13 protein-coding genes are annotated in these 15355 nt (G+C 67.8%); 10 read left to right on the top strand and 3 right to left on the bottom strand.

Annotated features, from left to right (window positions below; translation table 11 throughout):
• Positions 1 to 18 precede the first annotated feature (18 nt).
• A complete protein-coding gene (locus CEK29_RS18370) occupies positions 19 to 1563 on the bottom strand; it encodes an indolepyruvate oxidoreductase subunit beta family protein (RefSeq protein ID WP_094858899.1) in 1545 nt (514 codons plus the stop codon).
• Between the two features lie 7 nt (positions 1564 to 1570).
• A complete protein-coding gene (locus CEK29_RS18365) occupies positions 1571 to 3799 on the bottom strand; it encodes an indolepyruvate ferredoxin oxidoreductase subunit alpha (protein ID WP_094858898.1) in 2229 nt (742 codons plus the stop codon).
• Between CEK29_RS18365 and CEK29_RS23735 the strand changes: the two genes are divergently transcribed.
• Both CEK29_RS23735 and CEK29_RS18360 read left to right on the top strand, forming a co-directional pair.
• Positions 3780 to 4097: a hypothetical protein gene (locus tag CEK29_RS23735; protein ID WP_141217952.1), complete on the top strand. Its 318-nt coding sequence runs from the start codon at positions 3780 to 3782 to the stop codon at positions 4095 to 4097. The two genes, CEK29_RS18365 and CEK29_RS23735, sit on opposite strands and share 20 nt — an antisense overlap.
• A 133-nt stretch (positions 4098 to 4230) precedes the next feature.
• Positions 4231 to 4719 (top strand): MarR family winged helix-turn-helix transcriptional regulator, encoded by a 489-nt coding sequence (locus CEK29_RS18360; RefSeq protein WP_094858952.1) that lies wholly within the window; start codon positions 4231 to 4233, stop codon positions 4717 to 4719.
• A gap of 33 nt (positions 4720 to 4752) precedes the next feature.
• Here the strand turns inward: CEK29_RS18360 and CEK29_RS18355 are convergent, their stop codons facing one another.
• Positions 4753 to 5676 carry a LysR family transcriptional regulator gene (locus CEK29_RS18355; protein WP_094802906.1) on the bottom strand — a complete coding sequence of 308 codons (924 nt, stop codon included), beginning with the start codon at positions 5674 to 5676 and terminating at the stop codon, positions 4753 to 4755.
• A gap of 122 nt (positions 5677 to 5798) precedes the next feature.
• Here CEK29_RS18355 and CEK29_RS18350 point away from each other — a divergent pair, with 122 nt between their 5' ends.
• The 8 genes from CEK29_RS18350 (at position 5799) to CEK29_RS18315 (ending at position 15322) form a co-directional block, all read left to right on the top strand.
• Entirely contained in the window at positions 5799 to 6815 is a 1017-nt protein-coding gene (locus CEK29_RS18350) for a Bug family tripartite tricarboxylate transporter substrate binding protein (protein ID WP_249279151.1), read from the top strand.
• A gap of 40 nt (positions 6816 to 6855) precedes the next feature.
• Positions 6856 to 8046, top strand: coding sequence for a serine hydrolase domain-containing protein (locus tag CEK29_RS18345; RefSeq protein ID WP_094858897.1), 1191 nt, complete (start codon positions 6856 to 6858; stop codon positions 8044 to 8046).
• Complete coding sequence (locus CEK29_RS18340) at positions 8043 to 9671, top strand: gamma-glutamyltransferase family protein (protein WP_255176190.1); 1629 nt, start codon at positions 8043 to 8045, stop codon at positions 9669 to 9671. The genes CEK29_RS18345 and CEK29_RS18340 overlap by 4 nt, the downstream gene beginning before the upstream one ends.
• 143 nt (positions 9672 to 9814) lie before the next feature.
• On the top strand, positions 9815 to 11386 hold the full coding sequence (locus CEK29_RS18335; protein WP_094802902.1) for an ABC transporter substrate-binding protein: 1572 nt from the start codon (positions 9815 to 9817) through the stop codon (positions 11384 to 11386).
• A gap of 64 nt (positions 11387 to 11450) precedes the next feature.
• The gene (locus CEK29_RS18330) at positions 11451 to 12440 is read left to right on the top strand and encodes an ABC transporter permease (protein ID WP_094802900.1); all 990 of its coding nucleotides are present in this window, start codon (positions 11451 to 11453) and stop codon (positions 12438 to 12440) included.
• A complete protein-coding gene (locus CEK29_RS18325) occupies positions 12440 to 13354 on the top strand; it encodes an ABC transporter permease (protein ID WP_094802898.1) in 915 nt (304 codons plus the stop codon). Before CEK29_RS18330 ends, CEK29_RS18325 begins: the two co-directional genes overlap by 1 nt.
• A gap of 7 nt (positions 13355 to 13361) precedes the next feature.
• Positions 13362 to 14336 carry an ABC transporter ATP-binding protein gene (locus CEK29_RS18320; RefSeq protein ID WP_094802896.1) on the top strand — a complete coding sequence of 325 codons (975 nt, stop codon included), beginning with the start codon at positions 13362 to 13364 and terminating at the stop codon, positions 14334 to 14336.
• Positions 14333 to 15322 (top strand): ABC transporter ATP-binding protein, encoded by a 990-nt coding sequence (locus CEK29_RS18315; RefSeq protein ID WP_094802894.1) that lies wholly within the window; start codon positions 14333 to 14335, stop codon positions 15320 to 15322. Before CEK29_RS18320 ends, CEK29_RS18315 begins: the two co-directional genes overlap by 4 nt.
• The last annotated feature ends 33 nt before the right edge of the window (positions 15323 to 15355 follow it).

Raw genomic sequence — 15355 nt, 5'->3', positions numbered from 1 at the left:
TGGATCTCGATTCAAATGTCAGGCGGGAAGGTGTTCGGCGGCGCGGCGTTCGAGCGGCGCGCAGCTGGCCTGGGCCAGCGCCAGCTCGCGCAGTTCGCGCAGCCGCGCCGCGGCGTCGGGCTGGCCCAGCATGCGGCCCGCCGCGTCGATCAGCGTGTGGTACTTGCTCTGGCCGCGGGCGTGGGTGTCGCTGTAGCCCTTGACCAGACGGCGGCATAGCGTGGTTTCGACCGCCAGCGCGTAGTCGGTGGGCGCGATGCGGGCGATCAGCGCGAGCCAGGTCTGCAGGGCCTCGCTTTCGATCTGGTGGCGCAGGGTGGTGCGCCGGAAGCGTCGCATGCCGGCCAGTCCGTAAAACGCCAGAAAGCCCGGGAGCGTGCCCAGCCGCATGCGTTTGCCGCGCGCGAGCCGCTTTTCCACGAAGCGGCCGAAGCCCCGCGAATGCTCGAGCCAGCGGCCCAGGCGCACGGGCAGGGTGCCGCAGATTTCCTCGAGCCGGGGATGCACGAATTCGGTGGTGTAGACCAGCTGATCGGGCTTGGCGCCGACCTCGGCGCGCACGCGCTCGGTGCGGGTGCCGCGCGTCTTGAGGTCGGCGACACGGATCACGTCGTCGTAGGCCATCGCCACCGCGAGGTGGCGCGCGGCCGCACAGGTCAGCGCCCAGCCCGCCGCGTCGCCGCCGTGCTGACGGTCCAGGGCGGCCAGCGTGTCCATGCGATCGAGGTACTCGCCGGCATAAGCCGGGTCCTGGTAGTCGATCAATCGGCGCAGCGCCGCCACCATCAGCGGCTGGGCCGCGCCCGGAAAGTCGCGCCGCACCCGATCCAGCAGCGTCTGCGTGGCGGGGGAGGCGGCGTGTTCGGGCACCTCGGGCAGATGATCGGGTGCCACGATGGCATCGGGCTGGGCCGGCGCCTGCACCGCGGCGGCGTAACCGGCGCCGAAGGCGCGCAGGCTGGCCTGCACCCCGACACCGGCGCGCTCGATGGTGGCTTCGTAGGCATCGCGCGCAAACGGCAGGGCGCCGCTGCCGGCGACGGCGCCGAACAGGCTGGCGCTGATCACGCTGCCGTTGCGGTCGGCCAGCTCCTGCAGATCGAAGCAGAGAAAGCGGCGGGCGGCGTCGCGGCCGGCATCCAGCACCTTGTTCGGATCGGCGATGCCGTTGCCCGGCGCGGATTTCTCGCTCACCGCATAACTGCGGTGCGATGAGCTGATGAGCGTGGTGCGCTCCGGGGTGACGAGCCCGCGGGTAATGGCGCGGCCCCCTTCCATCAGCTCGGCGGCGACCACGAGATCGACGTCGCCCGGCGTGGGCATGAGCGCCAGCGCGGGTTGTCGTCCGGCGCGCGCGACTTCGGTCTCCGGCAGCAGTTCGAGGTAGTAGATGGTGGCGCCGGTGCGCTGGGCCACGCCCGGCACCGAGGTGGTCTGTGCCCACCATCCGGCATGCTCGGCCAGCTCCACGATCCAGTCTGCGAGCACGCCGCCACCCTGGCCGCCCATGGCCAGGATGGCGATCTTGATCGGTTCGGTGCGGGCGGTATCGGTCAGGCTCATCGGGCGCTCACAGGGCGTAGCGGTTGAGGCGAGCGGCGCGGCGGCGTTGCAGGAAGCCGATCACGCCGTTGCGCACGCGAGCGAGCAGGCGGTCGCCCGCGCTCGGGTTGTGCACGATGTCGGCGCGGTAGAACGACGGGCACAGCACGGCGGCGTGCGCGACCTCGCCGCAGTTGCCGCAGCCCACGCAGCTGCTTTCGACGTGTGCGACCGGGTCGGGCTTGAGCGGGTCGCCGCTGTCCTTCACCGAGAGCGAAGGGCAGCCCGACAGCCGGATACAGGCGTGATCGCCGGTGCAGACGTCGGGGTCGACGCCGAAGCGCTCCTTGACCACGCGCTTGCCTTCTTTGACCGCGCGATTGAACAGCGGCTTGATCCGGCGCTGCTTGTTCAGCATGCATTCCGACTGCGCGATGATGACCTTGGGCCCGCCCTCGTCGGTGGTGAGCGCCTCTTCGAGCACGGCGCGCACGCGCGACACGTCGTAGGTGTGGTCGATCGTGCGCACCCATTTCACGCCGACGCCACGCACGGCCGCGTCGATCGGATTGTTGGTGGAGCGGTCGGGATTCTCGGCGCGCGATGACAGGATGTCCTGCCCGCCGGTGGCCGAGGAATAGAAGTTGTCCACGATGACGATCACGCCATCGTATTTGTTGAACACGGCGTTGCCGATGCCCGAGGCGAGGCCGTTGTGCCAGAAGCCGCCGTCGCCCATGATCGAGATCGGCCGCTTGGCCGCCGGCACGTTGAACGCCGCGGCGCTCGACGCGCCCAGGCCGTAACCCATCGTGGTGGCGCCCAGATTGAAGGGCGGCAGGATCGAGAACAGATGGCAGCCGATGTCACAGGAGATGTGATGCTGGCCGAGCTTTTCCTGGGCCAGGGTCAGGGCCGAGAAGATCGGCCGCTCGGGACAGCCGGTACAGAAGCCGGCGGGCCGCGGCGGCACGACGCTGGCCAGGTCGGCCGCATGGCGCATGAACGTGACGGGCTGCTCGGCCGGGCGTGCGGCCGGGGCGGGGCGCGCGCGCGTCACCTCGGTGGCCTGAAGCTGGCGCTCGCCCTGGGCGTCCGCGGCGGCGGGCGCGTGGGTCTGCACGGCCTCCGGCGCATGGGCCGCCATGAATCGGCGGATGCCGTCGCGCATCACCTGGGTCGTGTACTCGCCCGCCATCGGCAGGACATCCTTGCCGGAAAGCTGAGTCGTGACACCGGCACGCCGCAGCACGGCGTGAAGATTCTGTTCGATGTAATCGGGCTGCCCTTCTTCGAGCAGCAGCACCGCGCGCTTGTCGCGGCAGAAGTCCAGCACTTCGTCTTCGATCACGGGATACGTGACGTTCATCACATAAAGCGGAATGCGGCTGTTGCCGAAGTGATCGGCCAGGCCCTGCAGCTGCAGCGCGCGGATCACGCCGTTGTACAGCCCGCCCTGCAGGATCAGGCCCACGTCCTGCAGCTCGCCATCGAAGAACTCGTTGAGCCTGCGCTCTTTGATGAACGAGATGGCGGCAGGCCAACGCTCTTTGATCTTTTCCTGTTCGTGCAGGAACGAGGCCGGCGGCAGCACGATGCGGCTGGTGTCGCGTTGCGGCGCTTCGAGCGCCTGCGCGAGCGAGAAGGCGGGGCGCTGGTTGTCCTTGGCGATGAAGCGGCCATGCACGTGACAGCCGCGGATGCGCAGTTGCAGCATGACCGGCGTCTTGCTCGCCTCGGACAGCGAGAAGCCGTCTTCGACCGCCTGCACCATGCTTTCGAGGTTGGGGCGGGGATCCAGCAGCCAGATCTGCGACTTCATTGCGAACGCGTGGGAGCGCTCCTGCATGATGGAGGAGCCTTCGCCGTAGTCTTCGCCCACGATGACCAGCGCGCCACCCGTCACGCCGCCCGAGGCCAGGTTGGCCAGGGCGTCGGAGGCGACGTTGGTGCCCACCGTGGATTTCCAGGTGACGGCGCCGCGAATGGGGTACATGACGGAGGCGGCGAGCGTGGCCGCGGCGGTGGCCTCCGAGGCGCTGGCCTCGAAGTGCACGCCCAGCTCCTGCAGGATGTCGTTGGCATCCGCCAGCACGTCCATCAGATGCGAGATGGGCGAGCCTTGATAGCCGGCGACGTACCCCACGCCGGACTGCAGCAGGCCCTTGGTGACGGCAAGAATGCCTTCGCCGCGGAACTCTTCGCCCGCGCCAATGCGCAACTGCTGGACTTCTTTCTTGAACGACCTTTCCGCCATCGAGAAACCCCTTGAGCACGGACCTCAGGCCCGCGTTGGAATGTTGCGTGGCAACACGCACTTCCTGTTTTTCTGGCACCGCGAAAATACTTTAGAAGTCAACTTTTTAGCTGTCAATGAAAAACATGAAATTTCATTGAAAGAAAAAAATATCACGCTAAAACAAGGGTGTATATACTCGTTGTCCTGTGCTTTCGCTGCTGGCACGATGCCTGAAAGTGGTGCAGACGGCGGGTTTTATTCAGGGCTAACCCTATGCTGCGCAACAGCATCGCGACACGATGTGGTGCAGACCTGACCGAGGCGGCACCGGGCTGGTGCGCAGGCTGCTGCGATGCGTCAGCGGTGCGGGTTCGGCGGCCCGTTACGGACGCTGCCCGGGTCACGAATCAGCGGTGGTGCAATTCAGCAACGATGGGCGCGGACGACTCATGAAGAAAAACACAGCGGCATCCGAGGCAGGCGAAGGCAGTCCCCGTTTCGTCGACAACTACCTGGCGTATCTGCTCGCGCAGGCGAGCCATCGCATCTCGGCCGAGTTCCACCGCCAGGCCAAGGAGGCCGGCATCTCGGTGACCGAGTGGCGGGTGCTGGCCAGTCTCGAAGGCAGCCCCGGTGAAACCATCGGTTCGCTCGCGGCGCTCGCGCTGACCAAGCAACCCACGCTCAGCAAAGTGGTGCAACGACTCGAGGCCGACGGCCTGGTGGTGCGCGCCGGGGTTCGCAGCGACCGGCGCCAGACGCGTGTGCGCATCACCGCGAAGGGCCACGCGCTGGTGGGCTCGCTCTGCGCGGCCGCGCTCGAGCATCAGGATGCCGTGCTGCGGCCCTTCGGCCATGAGCGCGCGGCCCAGTTGATGGAGATGCTGCGCGCCCTGATGGGCACCCCCCTCGAGCCCGCCGACGACGAAGAAACCTGACCGCGCCGGCGCCGCACGGCGGCCGATGCGGGCTCAGCCCGAATGGGGATCCAGGGGGCCCGACAGGTACTGCATGCAAAGCTCGCCGAGCCGCAGCAGGGCGGGGGGCAGCGTCTTGCCCTCCAGCGTCACGAAGACGAACTGCGATGACAACGCCAGCTCGGGCCGCAGTTCCATCTGCACCAGCTCGCCGCGCGCGATCGCCGGTTGCGCCACCTGCAGCACACCGAAGAACACGGTATCGGTCGTGCGCACCAGATCGACCAGCGCCTGGATGTCGTTCGACTGATATTGGATGGCGTCGATGAAGTGCACCGGCGGACCGAAATAGGCGTTGAGCCGGTGCATCACCTCGTCGCTGATCGCGCGGCCGCTGGCCGCGACGGCATAGCGGCGCAGGGCATCGAAATCGAGCGCGTGCCGGCCGGCGAGCGGATGGCCGGCGCGCACCACGAAACCGAGCGGCGTGCGCGGGAAGAAGCGCAGGTGCAGGTCGGCGTCGGCGGGGATGTGATTGCGGTGCACCACCAGCGCGTCGACCGCACCCTCGCGCAGTTCCTGCACCTGCATCTCGGGCGTGCCCCCGCTCAGCAGCAGCTTGATCGCCGGGTAGCGCTCCTTCATCTCGCGCAGCAGCGGCAGCGACAGGATCGCGGTGGGCGTGGGTCCCAGACCCAGTCGCAGCGTGCCGCCCGCGTAATCGGCCAGCAGGCTGGCGCTGCGGCGCAGCTCGGCGAGTTCGACCCGGATACGGCGCGCGCGGACGATGGCCAGCTCGCCCAGCGCCGTCAGTGTTTTCCCTTTGTCGCGCTCGAGCAGGCGGCCGCCGAGCGTCTCTTCGAGCGCCTGGATGCTGCGGCTCAGGGCGGGCTGCGTGAGATGCAACTTGGCCGCCGCGCGGCTGAAAGACTGGGTTTCCACGAGGACGAGGAAGTGTTCGAGCTGCTGCAGGTTCATCCGCGCCCCTTGTTTTATTACGTTCTGATTATGCTTTGATGATGAATTATGCATTGGACGTAATGAAAACGGGCTTCCAGAATGCGGGCCTTCACTGTCCGAATTCTCTGGAGCAACCGGCCATGGCCCATCGTTCGCCCTTTCCGCAGTCGGTTTCACCCCTGGTTCAACGTCTGTTGGGGCTGGCCGCGGCCGGCACGCTCGCGCTGAGCATTGCCGCTCCGGCTGCCGCCGCCAACTGGCCGGTGCGTCCGGTGTCGGTGGTGGTGCCGGTGGCCGCGGGCGGTGCGGCCGATGCGCTGGCCCGGGCCTGGGCCGCCTACGCCAGCAAGGAAATCGGCGGCACCGTGGTGGTCGAGAACAAGCCCGGCGCCAACGGCAGCATCGCGGCCGCCTTCGTGGCCAAACAGCCGGCGGACGGTCATGCGCTGCTGTTCGGCAGCACCTCCAACATGTCGGTCAATCCGTTCACCTACTCGCAGCTGGCCTACAACCCCACGCGCGATTTCGATCCGATAACGAAGATCGCCGGCACCTCGCAGGTGCTGGTGGCCAATCCCAAGACCGGGATCCGCTCCGTGGAGGATCTGGTGAAGAAGGCCAAGGCCGATCCCGGCCATCTCAACTACGGCTCGGCCGGCATCGGTAACTCGACCCATCTGAACGTCGCGTTCCTGGCCGAACATTTCAACATCAAGATGTCGCATGTGCCGTACAAGGGCGCAGCGCCCGCGATGATGGATCTGATCGGCGGCCAGATCGACCTGACCTCCGACGCGCTGACCGGCGCGGTGCCGCAGGTCAAGACCGGCAAGGCCGTGCCGCTGGTGATCTTCGGCACCGACCGCGTCGCGCAGTTGCCCGACGTGCCCACGATCGCCGAAGTGGGCGTGCAGGGCTTCCCCGGCGATGCCTGGTACGGCCTGATGGCGCCCAAGGGCACGCCGCCCGAGATCGTGACGCGGCTCACCGAGGCCACGCGCAAGTTCTGGGCCGACCCGGCGGTGCGCAAGCAGATGGACGAGATCTACATGACGCCGCCGAAGGCCCTGGGGCCCGAGTCGGTGGCGCAATCCATGACGACCGAAGCCGAGGTGTGGGGCCCCATCGTCAAACGCCTGGGCATCCGCAACGACTGAGTCATGCCGGGCCGCGCGCCCGGCGTTTTCTTGAGACACCATGAACGCCATTCCCACTCCGCCCCTGGCCGAGGCCGTCGAGCATCTGCCGCGCGGCGAAGACTTCCTGCTGTGGCCGCCTTGCCTGCAGTCGTACGGCTATCGCATCGTCGACCGCCTGTTCGCCACCCGCACCATCCGCCGGGGCGCGCAGCCCCGGCCCATGCCGCGCGCGCCCGAGATCGATGTGCGCTTCGATCAGGCCGGCGAGACGCTGGGCGTGGCCGACCTGATGGACCGCAACAACGTGGCCGGCCTGATCGCGATTCATCGCGGCCACATCGTGCTCGAGCGCTATGGGCTGGGCTTTCGCCCGCAGGAGCGCTGGTCGACCATGTCGACGGTCAAATCCATGACCGCCATGCTCACCGGCGCGGCGCTGCGCGATGGCGCGATCGCCAGCCTTGATGACCCGGTCACCGCTTATGTGCCGGCGCTGGCCGGCTGTGCCTACGACGCCGTCACGGTCCGCCATCTGCTCACGATGTCGTCGGGCATTGCCTGGGAAGAGAACTACACCGACAAGGCGTCGGACGTGAACCGCTACAGCAAATCGCTGGCCGACAAGGTGCCGGGCGGTGTGCTGGCGCTGTTGCGGGCCTGCCATCGCGCGCACGACGCAGGGCGCATCTGGCACTACAACACGGGCGACACCTATCTGCTGGGCGCCGTGCTGAGCGCGGCCACCGGCGGCACGCTGGCCGACTACATGTCGCGCCGCATCTGGCAGCCGTGCGGCATGGAGTTCGACGGGTTCTACACGCTCGAATCTGACGACGGTCAGGAGATCGGCGGCAGCCGCGCGGGCATGACGCTGCGCGATATCGGCCGCTTCGCGCAGTTCGTGCTGGACGACGGCGTGGTCGGCGGCGAACGCATCCTGCCCGAGGGCTGGGTGGCGCAATCCGGCACGCCGGCCTTCCGGATTCCGGCGGACCTGCACACGGCGCAACGCCAGGCGCTGGGGCTGATCGCCTACGGCTACAGCTGGTGGCTGCGCGAGGACGGCGCGATGATGGCCATGGGCCATTCCGGCCAGCGCATCTTCATCGATACGCGCGCGCAGCTGGCGGTCGTGCAGCTCGCGGCCTATCCCGAACCGCGCTACGTGAGCCCCAACGAGCCCGACCGCGACGCCGCGCTCAACGCCTTCATCCTGGCCCTGCGCGACGCCACCGGAGCCCGCGGGTGAGTTCGCGCCGCGCCATGATCTGCGCGGCGCAGCCCGAGGCCGCGGAGGCCGGCGCGCGCGTGCTGATGGACGGCGGCAACGCGGTGGATGCCGCCGTGGCCGCCGCGTTCACGCAGTGCGTGGTGGACCCGATGATGGCCGGCATCGCGGGCTACGGCACCCTGCAGATCGCGCTGCCCGCACGCGGCGTGCACACCTGCATCGACTTCTGCGCCCGGGCGCCGGCCGCGGCGCGCCCCGACATCTGGGCGCATCTGCCCCTGAACGAAACGCCCGATGGTTACGCCTTCGTGGTCGAGGGCAACGTGAACGAGGCCGGCTATCAGTCGATCGGGACGCCCGGCACGCTCGCGGGCCTCGATCATGCGCTGTCGCGCTACGGCACGTGGTCGTTTGCCGACGCGCTGGCGCCGGCCCTGCGGCACGCGCGCGAAGGCGTGGTGGTGCGCCCGCACATGTACCAGTACGGCGCGCTCGACCGCGCGCGCGGCGGCATGCTGGAGACGCGCGAGCGGCTTGCGCTGACGGCCACCGGCCGCGCGGTGTACCTCGATGCCGAAGGCCAGTTCAAGCGGCCCGGCGAGCGCCTGCACAACCCCGACCTCGCCGCCACGCTGGAACATCTGGCGCGCGTCGGCGCGGCGGATTTTTACCGCGGCGAGATCGCCGGGCGCATCGCCGACGACATGCGCGCGCACGACGGCCTGCTCACGCTGGCCGACCTGAACGCGTATCGGGTCGCCGAAGTGGCGCCGCTGTGTGGCGAGTATCGCGGCTGGCGCGTGGCCGGTTTTCCGCCGCCCGCCGGCGGCCTCACGCTGATCCAGGCGCTGCACGTGCTGGCGCAATTCGACGTGGCCGCGCTTGGTCACAACAGTCCGGCCTACCTCGATCTGCTGGCCCGCGCGCTCAAGTGGGTCACGATCGACAAGGACACGCTGATCGGCGACCCCGAGTTCGTCACGGTGCCCGTCGAGCAACTGCTGTCGCAGGCACACGCGGCGTCGATCGCCGCGCGCATCCGCGACCGCGTGCCCGCGGAGCTGGCCCGGCTCGCACCCGGCATCGCCGCCGAACCGCGCGACACCACGCAGGTCTGCGTGATCGACGCCGCGGGCAACGCGGTCACGCTCACGCACAGCCTGGGCACCAGCTCCGGCATCATCACCGACGGCCTGGGCGTGCTCTACAACGGCCTGCTCAGCGGCTTCGACCCGCGTCCGGGCCGGCCCGCCTCGATCGGCCCGGGCAAGCGCCGCACCAGTTCGCAATGCCCGCTGCTGCTGTTTCGCGACGGCGAAGTCCAGGCGGCGCTCGGCGCGCCGGGCGGCACGGCCATCGCGTCGGCCCTCACGCAGACGGTCGTGAATCTGGTGGATTTCGGCATGAGTGCCTTCGAAGCCGTGGCCGCGCCGCGCATCTCGGTCACCGGCAACGCGATCGACGTGTCCAACCGGATCCCGCGTTATGTGACCGACGCCGTCGAGGCGCAAGGTCAGACTATCCATCGCTCCTGCCAGAGCTACGCCTTCGCCGCGCCCCACGTGGTGTCGCGCATGACCGGCACGCTGCAAGGCGGCGCCGACCCCCAGCGCGACGGCGTCGCGCTCGCTGTGGCGCTCTGAAGAGACGCCCGTCTCACTGTCCCCGGTTTCACAACCTGCGGTAATAAGTGGCCCGCATGGGCAGAAACCCCTAATTGACGGCGCTGTCGGGCCTAGGCAATATCCGCCGGTCTTTAATATTCAGATACCTGTCAGGAGCTATCATGCGCCGCACCTTGATTGCTATCGCGATCGCCGCCGCCGTCGCTGCCCCCACCATCGGGCACGCCAAGACCTTCCGCTGGGCTGCCCAGGGCGACATCCTCACGATGGATCCGCACTCGCAAAACGAGGGCATGACCATCGCGGCGAACAGCTACATCTACGAGCCGCTGGTCGACTACGACGCCTCGTTCAAGGTCGTGCCGCGCCTGGCCACCTCCTGGGAGCAGGTTTCCCCCACGCTATATCGCTTCAAGCTGCGCGAAGGCGTGAAGTTCCACGACGGCGCCGCCTTCACGGCCGACGACGTGGTGTTCTCGGTGCACCGCGCCATGGCGCCCACCTCGAACTACAAGGCCTACACCACCGGCATCAAAGAGGCGCGCAAGATCGACGACCTGACGGTCGAGATCGAAACGTCCGCCCCGAATCCGGTCCTGCTGCGCCAGCTGCCCAACGTGTTCATCATGAACAAGGCCTGGGCCGAAAAGCACAACGTCACCAAGCCGCAGGACTTCGTCAACAAGGAAGAAACCTTCGCGGCGCGCAACACCAACGGCACCGGCCCCTACCAGCTCAAGTCGCGTGAAGTCGACGTGCGCACCGTGTTCGCCGCCCACGCCGGCTGGTGGAACAAGGACAAGAAGGTCGGCAACGTGACCGAAGTGGTCTTCACGCCGATCAAGCAGAACGCCACCCGCACGGCCGCGCTGCTGTCGGGCGAAATCGACTTCGTGCTCGACCCGGCTGCCCAGGATCTGGATCGCCTGCGCCGCGAAGCCAAGGTGGTCGAAGGCAACGAATACCGCACCATCTACATCGGCTACGACCAGAAGCGTCCGGAGCTGCTGTACTCGAACATCAAGGGCAAGAACCCGTTCCAGGACGTGCGCGTGCGCGAGGCCCTGTACCGCGCCATCGACGTCGACGCCATCAAGCGCGCCGTGATGCGCGGCCTGTCGGCCCCGACCGGCACGATGATCGCGCCGCAGGTGCACGGCTGGACCGAAGCGCTGGCCAAGCGCGTGCCCTACGATCCCGAGAAGTCGCGCGCCCTGCTGAAAGAAGCCGGCTACGACGGCACGCTCAACTTCACGCTCGATTGCCCGAACAACCGCTACATCAACGACGAAGCCATCTGCCAGGCCGTGGTCGGCATGTGGGCCAAGGTCGGCGTGAAGGCCTCGCTCAACGCGATGCCGCGCGCCACGTACTTCCCCAAGGTGCAGAACCGCGACACCAGCGTGTATCTGTTCGGCTGGGGCGTGCCGACCTTCGACGCGATGTACACGCTGCAGAACCTGATCCGCACCAAGGGTGAAGGCGCCGACGGCATGTACAACCTCGGCGATTACAGCAACAAGGAAGTCGACGCCATCATCGATCGCGTCAAGACCGAGACCGACGTGGCCAAGCGCGACGCCGACATTCACAAGGTGCTGGAGATCCACGCCAAGGAATTCGGCCACATCCCGCTGCATGACCAGGTCATCCCGTGGGCCATGCGCAAGAATGTCAGCGTGACGCACCGCGCCGACAACCGCCTCGTGGCCGAGTGGGTCAAGGTCGACTGACCTCGGTTTTTCCTCTCCAGCGGCGGCGTCGTGAGACGCCGCCGCGTCTTGCTTTCCATTCCCCATGTTCGCATTCATTCTTCGCCGCCTGTTGCAGGCAGGCGCGGTCATGCTTACGGTGGCCCTGTTGGCGTTCGTGCTGTTCCAGTATGTGGGTGACCCCGTCACCATCATGCTCGGGCAGGACGCCACGGACGCCGAACGCGTAGAGCTGCGCCAACGACTCGGCCTGGACGATCCCGCCCCGGTCCAGTTCGCGCGCTTTGTCGGCAACGCCGTGCAAGGCGACTTCGGCATGTCGCTGCGCCAGAGCGAGCCGGTCTCGTCCCTGATCCGCAGCCGCCTGCCGGCCACCCTCGAACTCTCCTTCGCCGCCGCGCTGCTGGCGCTCGTGGTGGGATTGCCGCTCGGCGTTTACACCGCGCTGCGCCGCAACGGCATGCTGTCCCAGATCGTGTTGGCCGGCTCGCTGCTGGGCGTATCGCTGCCCACCTTCCTGATCGGCATTCTGCTCATCATGATCTTTTCGGTCACGCTGGGCTGGCTGCCGAGCTACGGCCGGGGCGAGACCGTGGCACTGGGCTGGTGGACCACCGGGCTGCTCACGCCGACCGGCTGGAAGCACCTGATCCTGCCGACCATCACGCTGTCGCTGTTCCAGATGACGCTGATCCTGCGACTGGTGCGCTCGGAGATGCTGGAGGTGCTGCGCACCGACTACATCAAGTTCGCGCGGGCGCGCGGCCTCAAGCGCCGGGCCATCCACTTCGGTCACGCCCTGAAGAACACCATGGTGCCGGTCATCACGATCACCGGCCTGCAGCTCGGCGGCATCATCGCCTTCGCCATCGTGACCGAGACCGTGTTCCAGTGGCCCGGCATGGGTCTGCTGTTCATCCAGGCGGTGCAGTTTGCCGACATTCCCGTCATGGCAGCCTACCTCTGTCTGATCGCACTGGTGTTCGTGGTGATCAACCTGGTGGTCGATCTGCTGTATTTCGTTGTCGATCCGCGTCTGCGCGCGGGTCTGGGCCGTGCCCGGGGAGGTCACTGATGCAAGCCACGCTCAAACGCTGGTGGAACAGCGACCTCTGTTGGTCCTGGCGCCACGCGCCGGTCGCCATCGTGGCGACCGTGATTCTCGTCCTGCTGCTGATCGGTTCGTTCGGCGCGGGTTGGGTGGCGCCGCATAATCCGTTCGACCTGACCACGGTGGAGCTGCTCGACGCGCTGCTGCCGCCGGCATGGGAAGAGAACGGCTCGTCCAAGTATCTGCTCGGTACCGACAGCCAGGGCCGCGACCTGTACTCGGCGCTGCTGTACGGCACCCGGGTGTCGCTGCTGATCGGCCTGGCGTCGGTGGCGCTGTCGATGGTGATCGGCATCGTGCTGGGCCTGCTCTCGGGTTACGTGGGCGGCCGTGTCGATGCGTTCATCATGCGCGTCGCCGATGTGCAGCTGTCGTTTCCCGCCATCCTGATCGCGCTGCTGATCGATGGCGTGGCGCGTGCCGCCGTGCCGCGCGAGCTGCACGAGGTGATCGCGTTCCCGGTGCTGATCGGCGCGATCGCGCTGGCCGGCTGGCCGCAATATGCCCGCACCGTGCGCGGCTCGACCCTGGTCGAGAAAAACCGCGAGTACGTGCAGGCTGCCCGCGTGATCGGCGTGTCCACGCCGGTCATCATGTTCCGCCACGTGCTGCCGAATGTGATGGGGCCCGTGCTGGTGCTGGCGACGGTGCATCTGGCCACCGCCATCATCACCGAGGCGACGCTGTCGTTCCTCGGGGTGGGTGTGCCGCCGACCTCGCCGTCGCTGGGCACCCTGATCCGCATCGGCAACGATTTCCTGTTCTCGGGCGAATGGTGGATCACCATCTTCCCGGGAGTGGCGCTGGTGCTGCTGGTGCTGTCGGTCAACCTGTTGGGCGACTGGCTGCGCGATGCGCTCAACCCGCGACTGAATTGAGGCGACCATGAGCGCATTGTTGGAAGTAAAGAATCTATCGGTCGAATTTCCGAACCGTCATGGCGTGCTCAAGGCGCTCGATGACGTCTCATTTTCGATCGCGCCGGGCGAAGTGCTCGGCGTGGTGGGCGAGTCCGGCGCGGGCAAGTCCCTGACCGGGGCGGCCATCATCGGCCTGCTCGAGCCGCCGGGCCGCGTGAGCGGTGGCGAGATCCTGCTGTCGGGCCGCCGCATCGACAACCTCGGCGACGAGGCCATGCGGCGCGTGCGCGGGCGCGAGATCGGCGCGGTCTTCCAGGACCCCCTGACCTCGCTCAACCCGCTCTACACCGTGGGGCACCAGCTGGCCGAGACCATCGTCACGCACCTGCCCATGACCTGGAGCCAGGCGCGCACGCGTGCGATCGAGCTGCTCGCGTCCACCGGCATCCCGGCGGCGCGCGAGCGTATCGACCACTATCCGCACCAGTTCTCGGGCGGCATGCGTCAGCGCGTGGTGATCGCACTGGCGCTCGCCGCCGAGCCCAAGCTGGTGGTGGCCGATGAGCCCACCACCGCGCTCGACGTGTCGATTCAGGCGCAGATCATCGATCTGCTCAAGAAGCTGTGCCGCGAGCAGGGCGCCTCGGTCATGCTGATCACGCACGACATGGGCGTGATCGCCGAGACCGCGGATCGCGTGGCGGTGATGTACGCGGGCCGCCTGGCCGAGATCGGCCCGGTCGCCGATGTGATCCATCAGCCGCAGCACCCGTACACGGTGGGCCTGATGGGATCGATCCCCAGCATGAAGGGGCACGTGGAGCGTCTGGTGCAGATCGACGGCAGCATGCCGCGTCTGACCGCGATTCCGCCGGGCTGCGCATTCAATCCGCGCTGCACGCGGCGCATGCCGCGCTGCACGCAGGAGCGCCCCGAGTTGTTGCCGGCGGGCACGTCCCGCGCGGCCTGTTGGTTGCACGATGTGGAGGTGGCGGCATGACGGCCCCCCTGATTTCCGTTCGCGACGCGGCGCGCTGGTTCGACGTGTCGCAACCCTGGCTGGAGCGCGTGATGGCGCGCAAGCCGCGCCAGATGTTGCGCGCCGTCGACGGCGTCTCGTTCGACATCGCGCGTGGCGAAACACTGGCGCTGGTGGGCGAGTCGGGCTGCGGCAAGTCCACGGTGGCCCGCATGCTGGTGGGCTTGTACGGCCTGACCCGCGGCGAGATCCAGTTCGACGGGCAACCGGTCGAGCGCATGCAGGGCCGTTCGGGGCGGGCGTTGCGGCGCCGGCTGCAGATGATCTTCCAGGATCCGTTCGCCAGCCTGAATCCGCGCTGGCGCGTGGGCCGCATCATCGCCGAGCCGATGCTCACCCACACCGACATGAGCGCGGCCGAGCGCCAGATCCGCGTGGCCGAGCTGCTCACGCAGGTGGGGCTGGACCCGGCCGATCAGAGCCGCTATCCCCACCAGTTCTCGGGTGGTCAGCGCCAGCGTATCTCGATCGCGCGCGCGCTCGCCGTGCGGCCGGAATTCCTGGTGTGCGACGAGCCCACCTCCGCGCTCGACGTGTCGGTGCAGGCGCAGGTGCTCAACCTGATGAAGGAGCTGCAGCGCGAGCTGGGGCTGACGTACCTGTTCATCTCGCACAATCTGGCGGTCGTGCACCATGTGGCCGACCGCGTCGGCGTGATGTATCTGGGCCGCATCGTGGAGGTGGCGCCGCGCGACGACGTGTTCGCCACGCCGCGGCATCCCTACACCCGGATGCTGCTCGAGGCCATCCCCGACCTGGAAGGCACGGGCAAGCGCCGCACGGCCGTGGCGGGCGAGGTGCCCAACCCGCTCAACCCGCCCACGGGCTGCACGTTCCATCCGCGTTGCCCGCATGCCAACGAGCGCTGCAAGCAGGAAGTGCCGGTCCTGATGCCCGCCGGGCCCGGCGTAGTGGCATGTCACGCGGTCCAGGAAGGACGACTATAAGACAGCGAGACGCCGCGCCTTTGCAAAAAAACG

It is taken from the genome of Bordetella genomosp. 5 (assembly GCF_002261475.1).
Taxonomy (GTDB): domain Bacteria; phylum Pseudomonadota; class Gammaproteobacteria; order Burkholderiales; family Burkholderiaceae_B; genus Bordetella.
The sequence above is the reverse complement of the archived record's forward strand: the minus strand, read 5'-3'. Positions and strand labels throughout refer to the sequence as shown.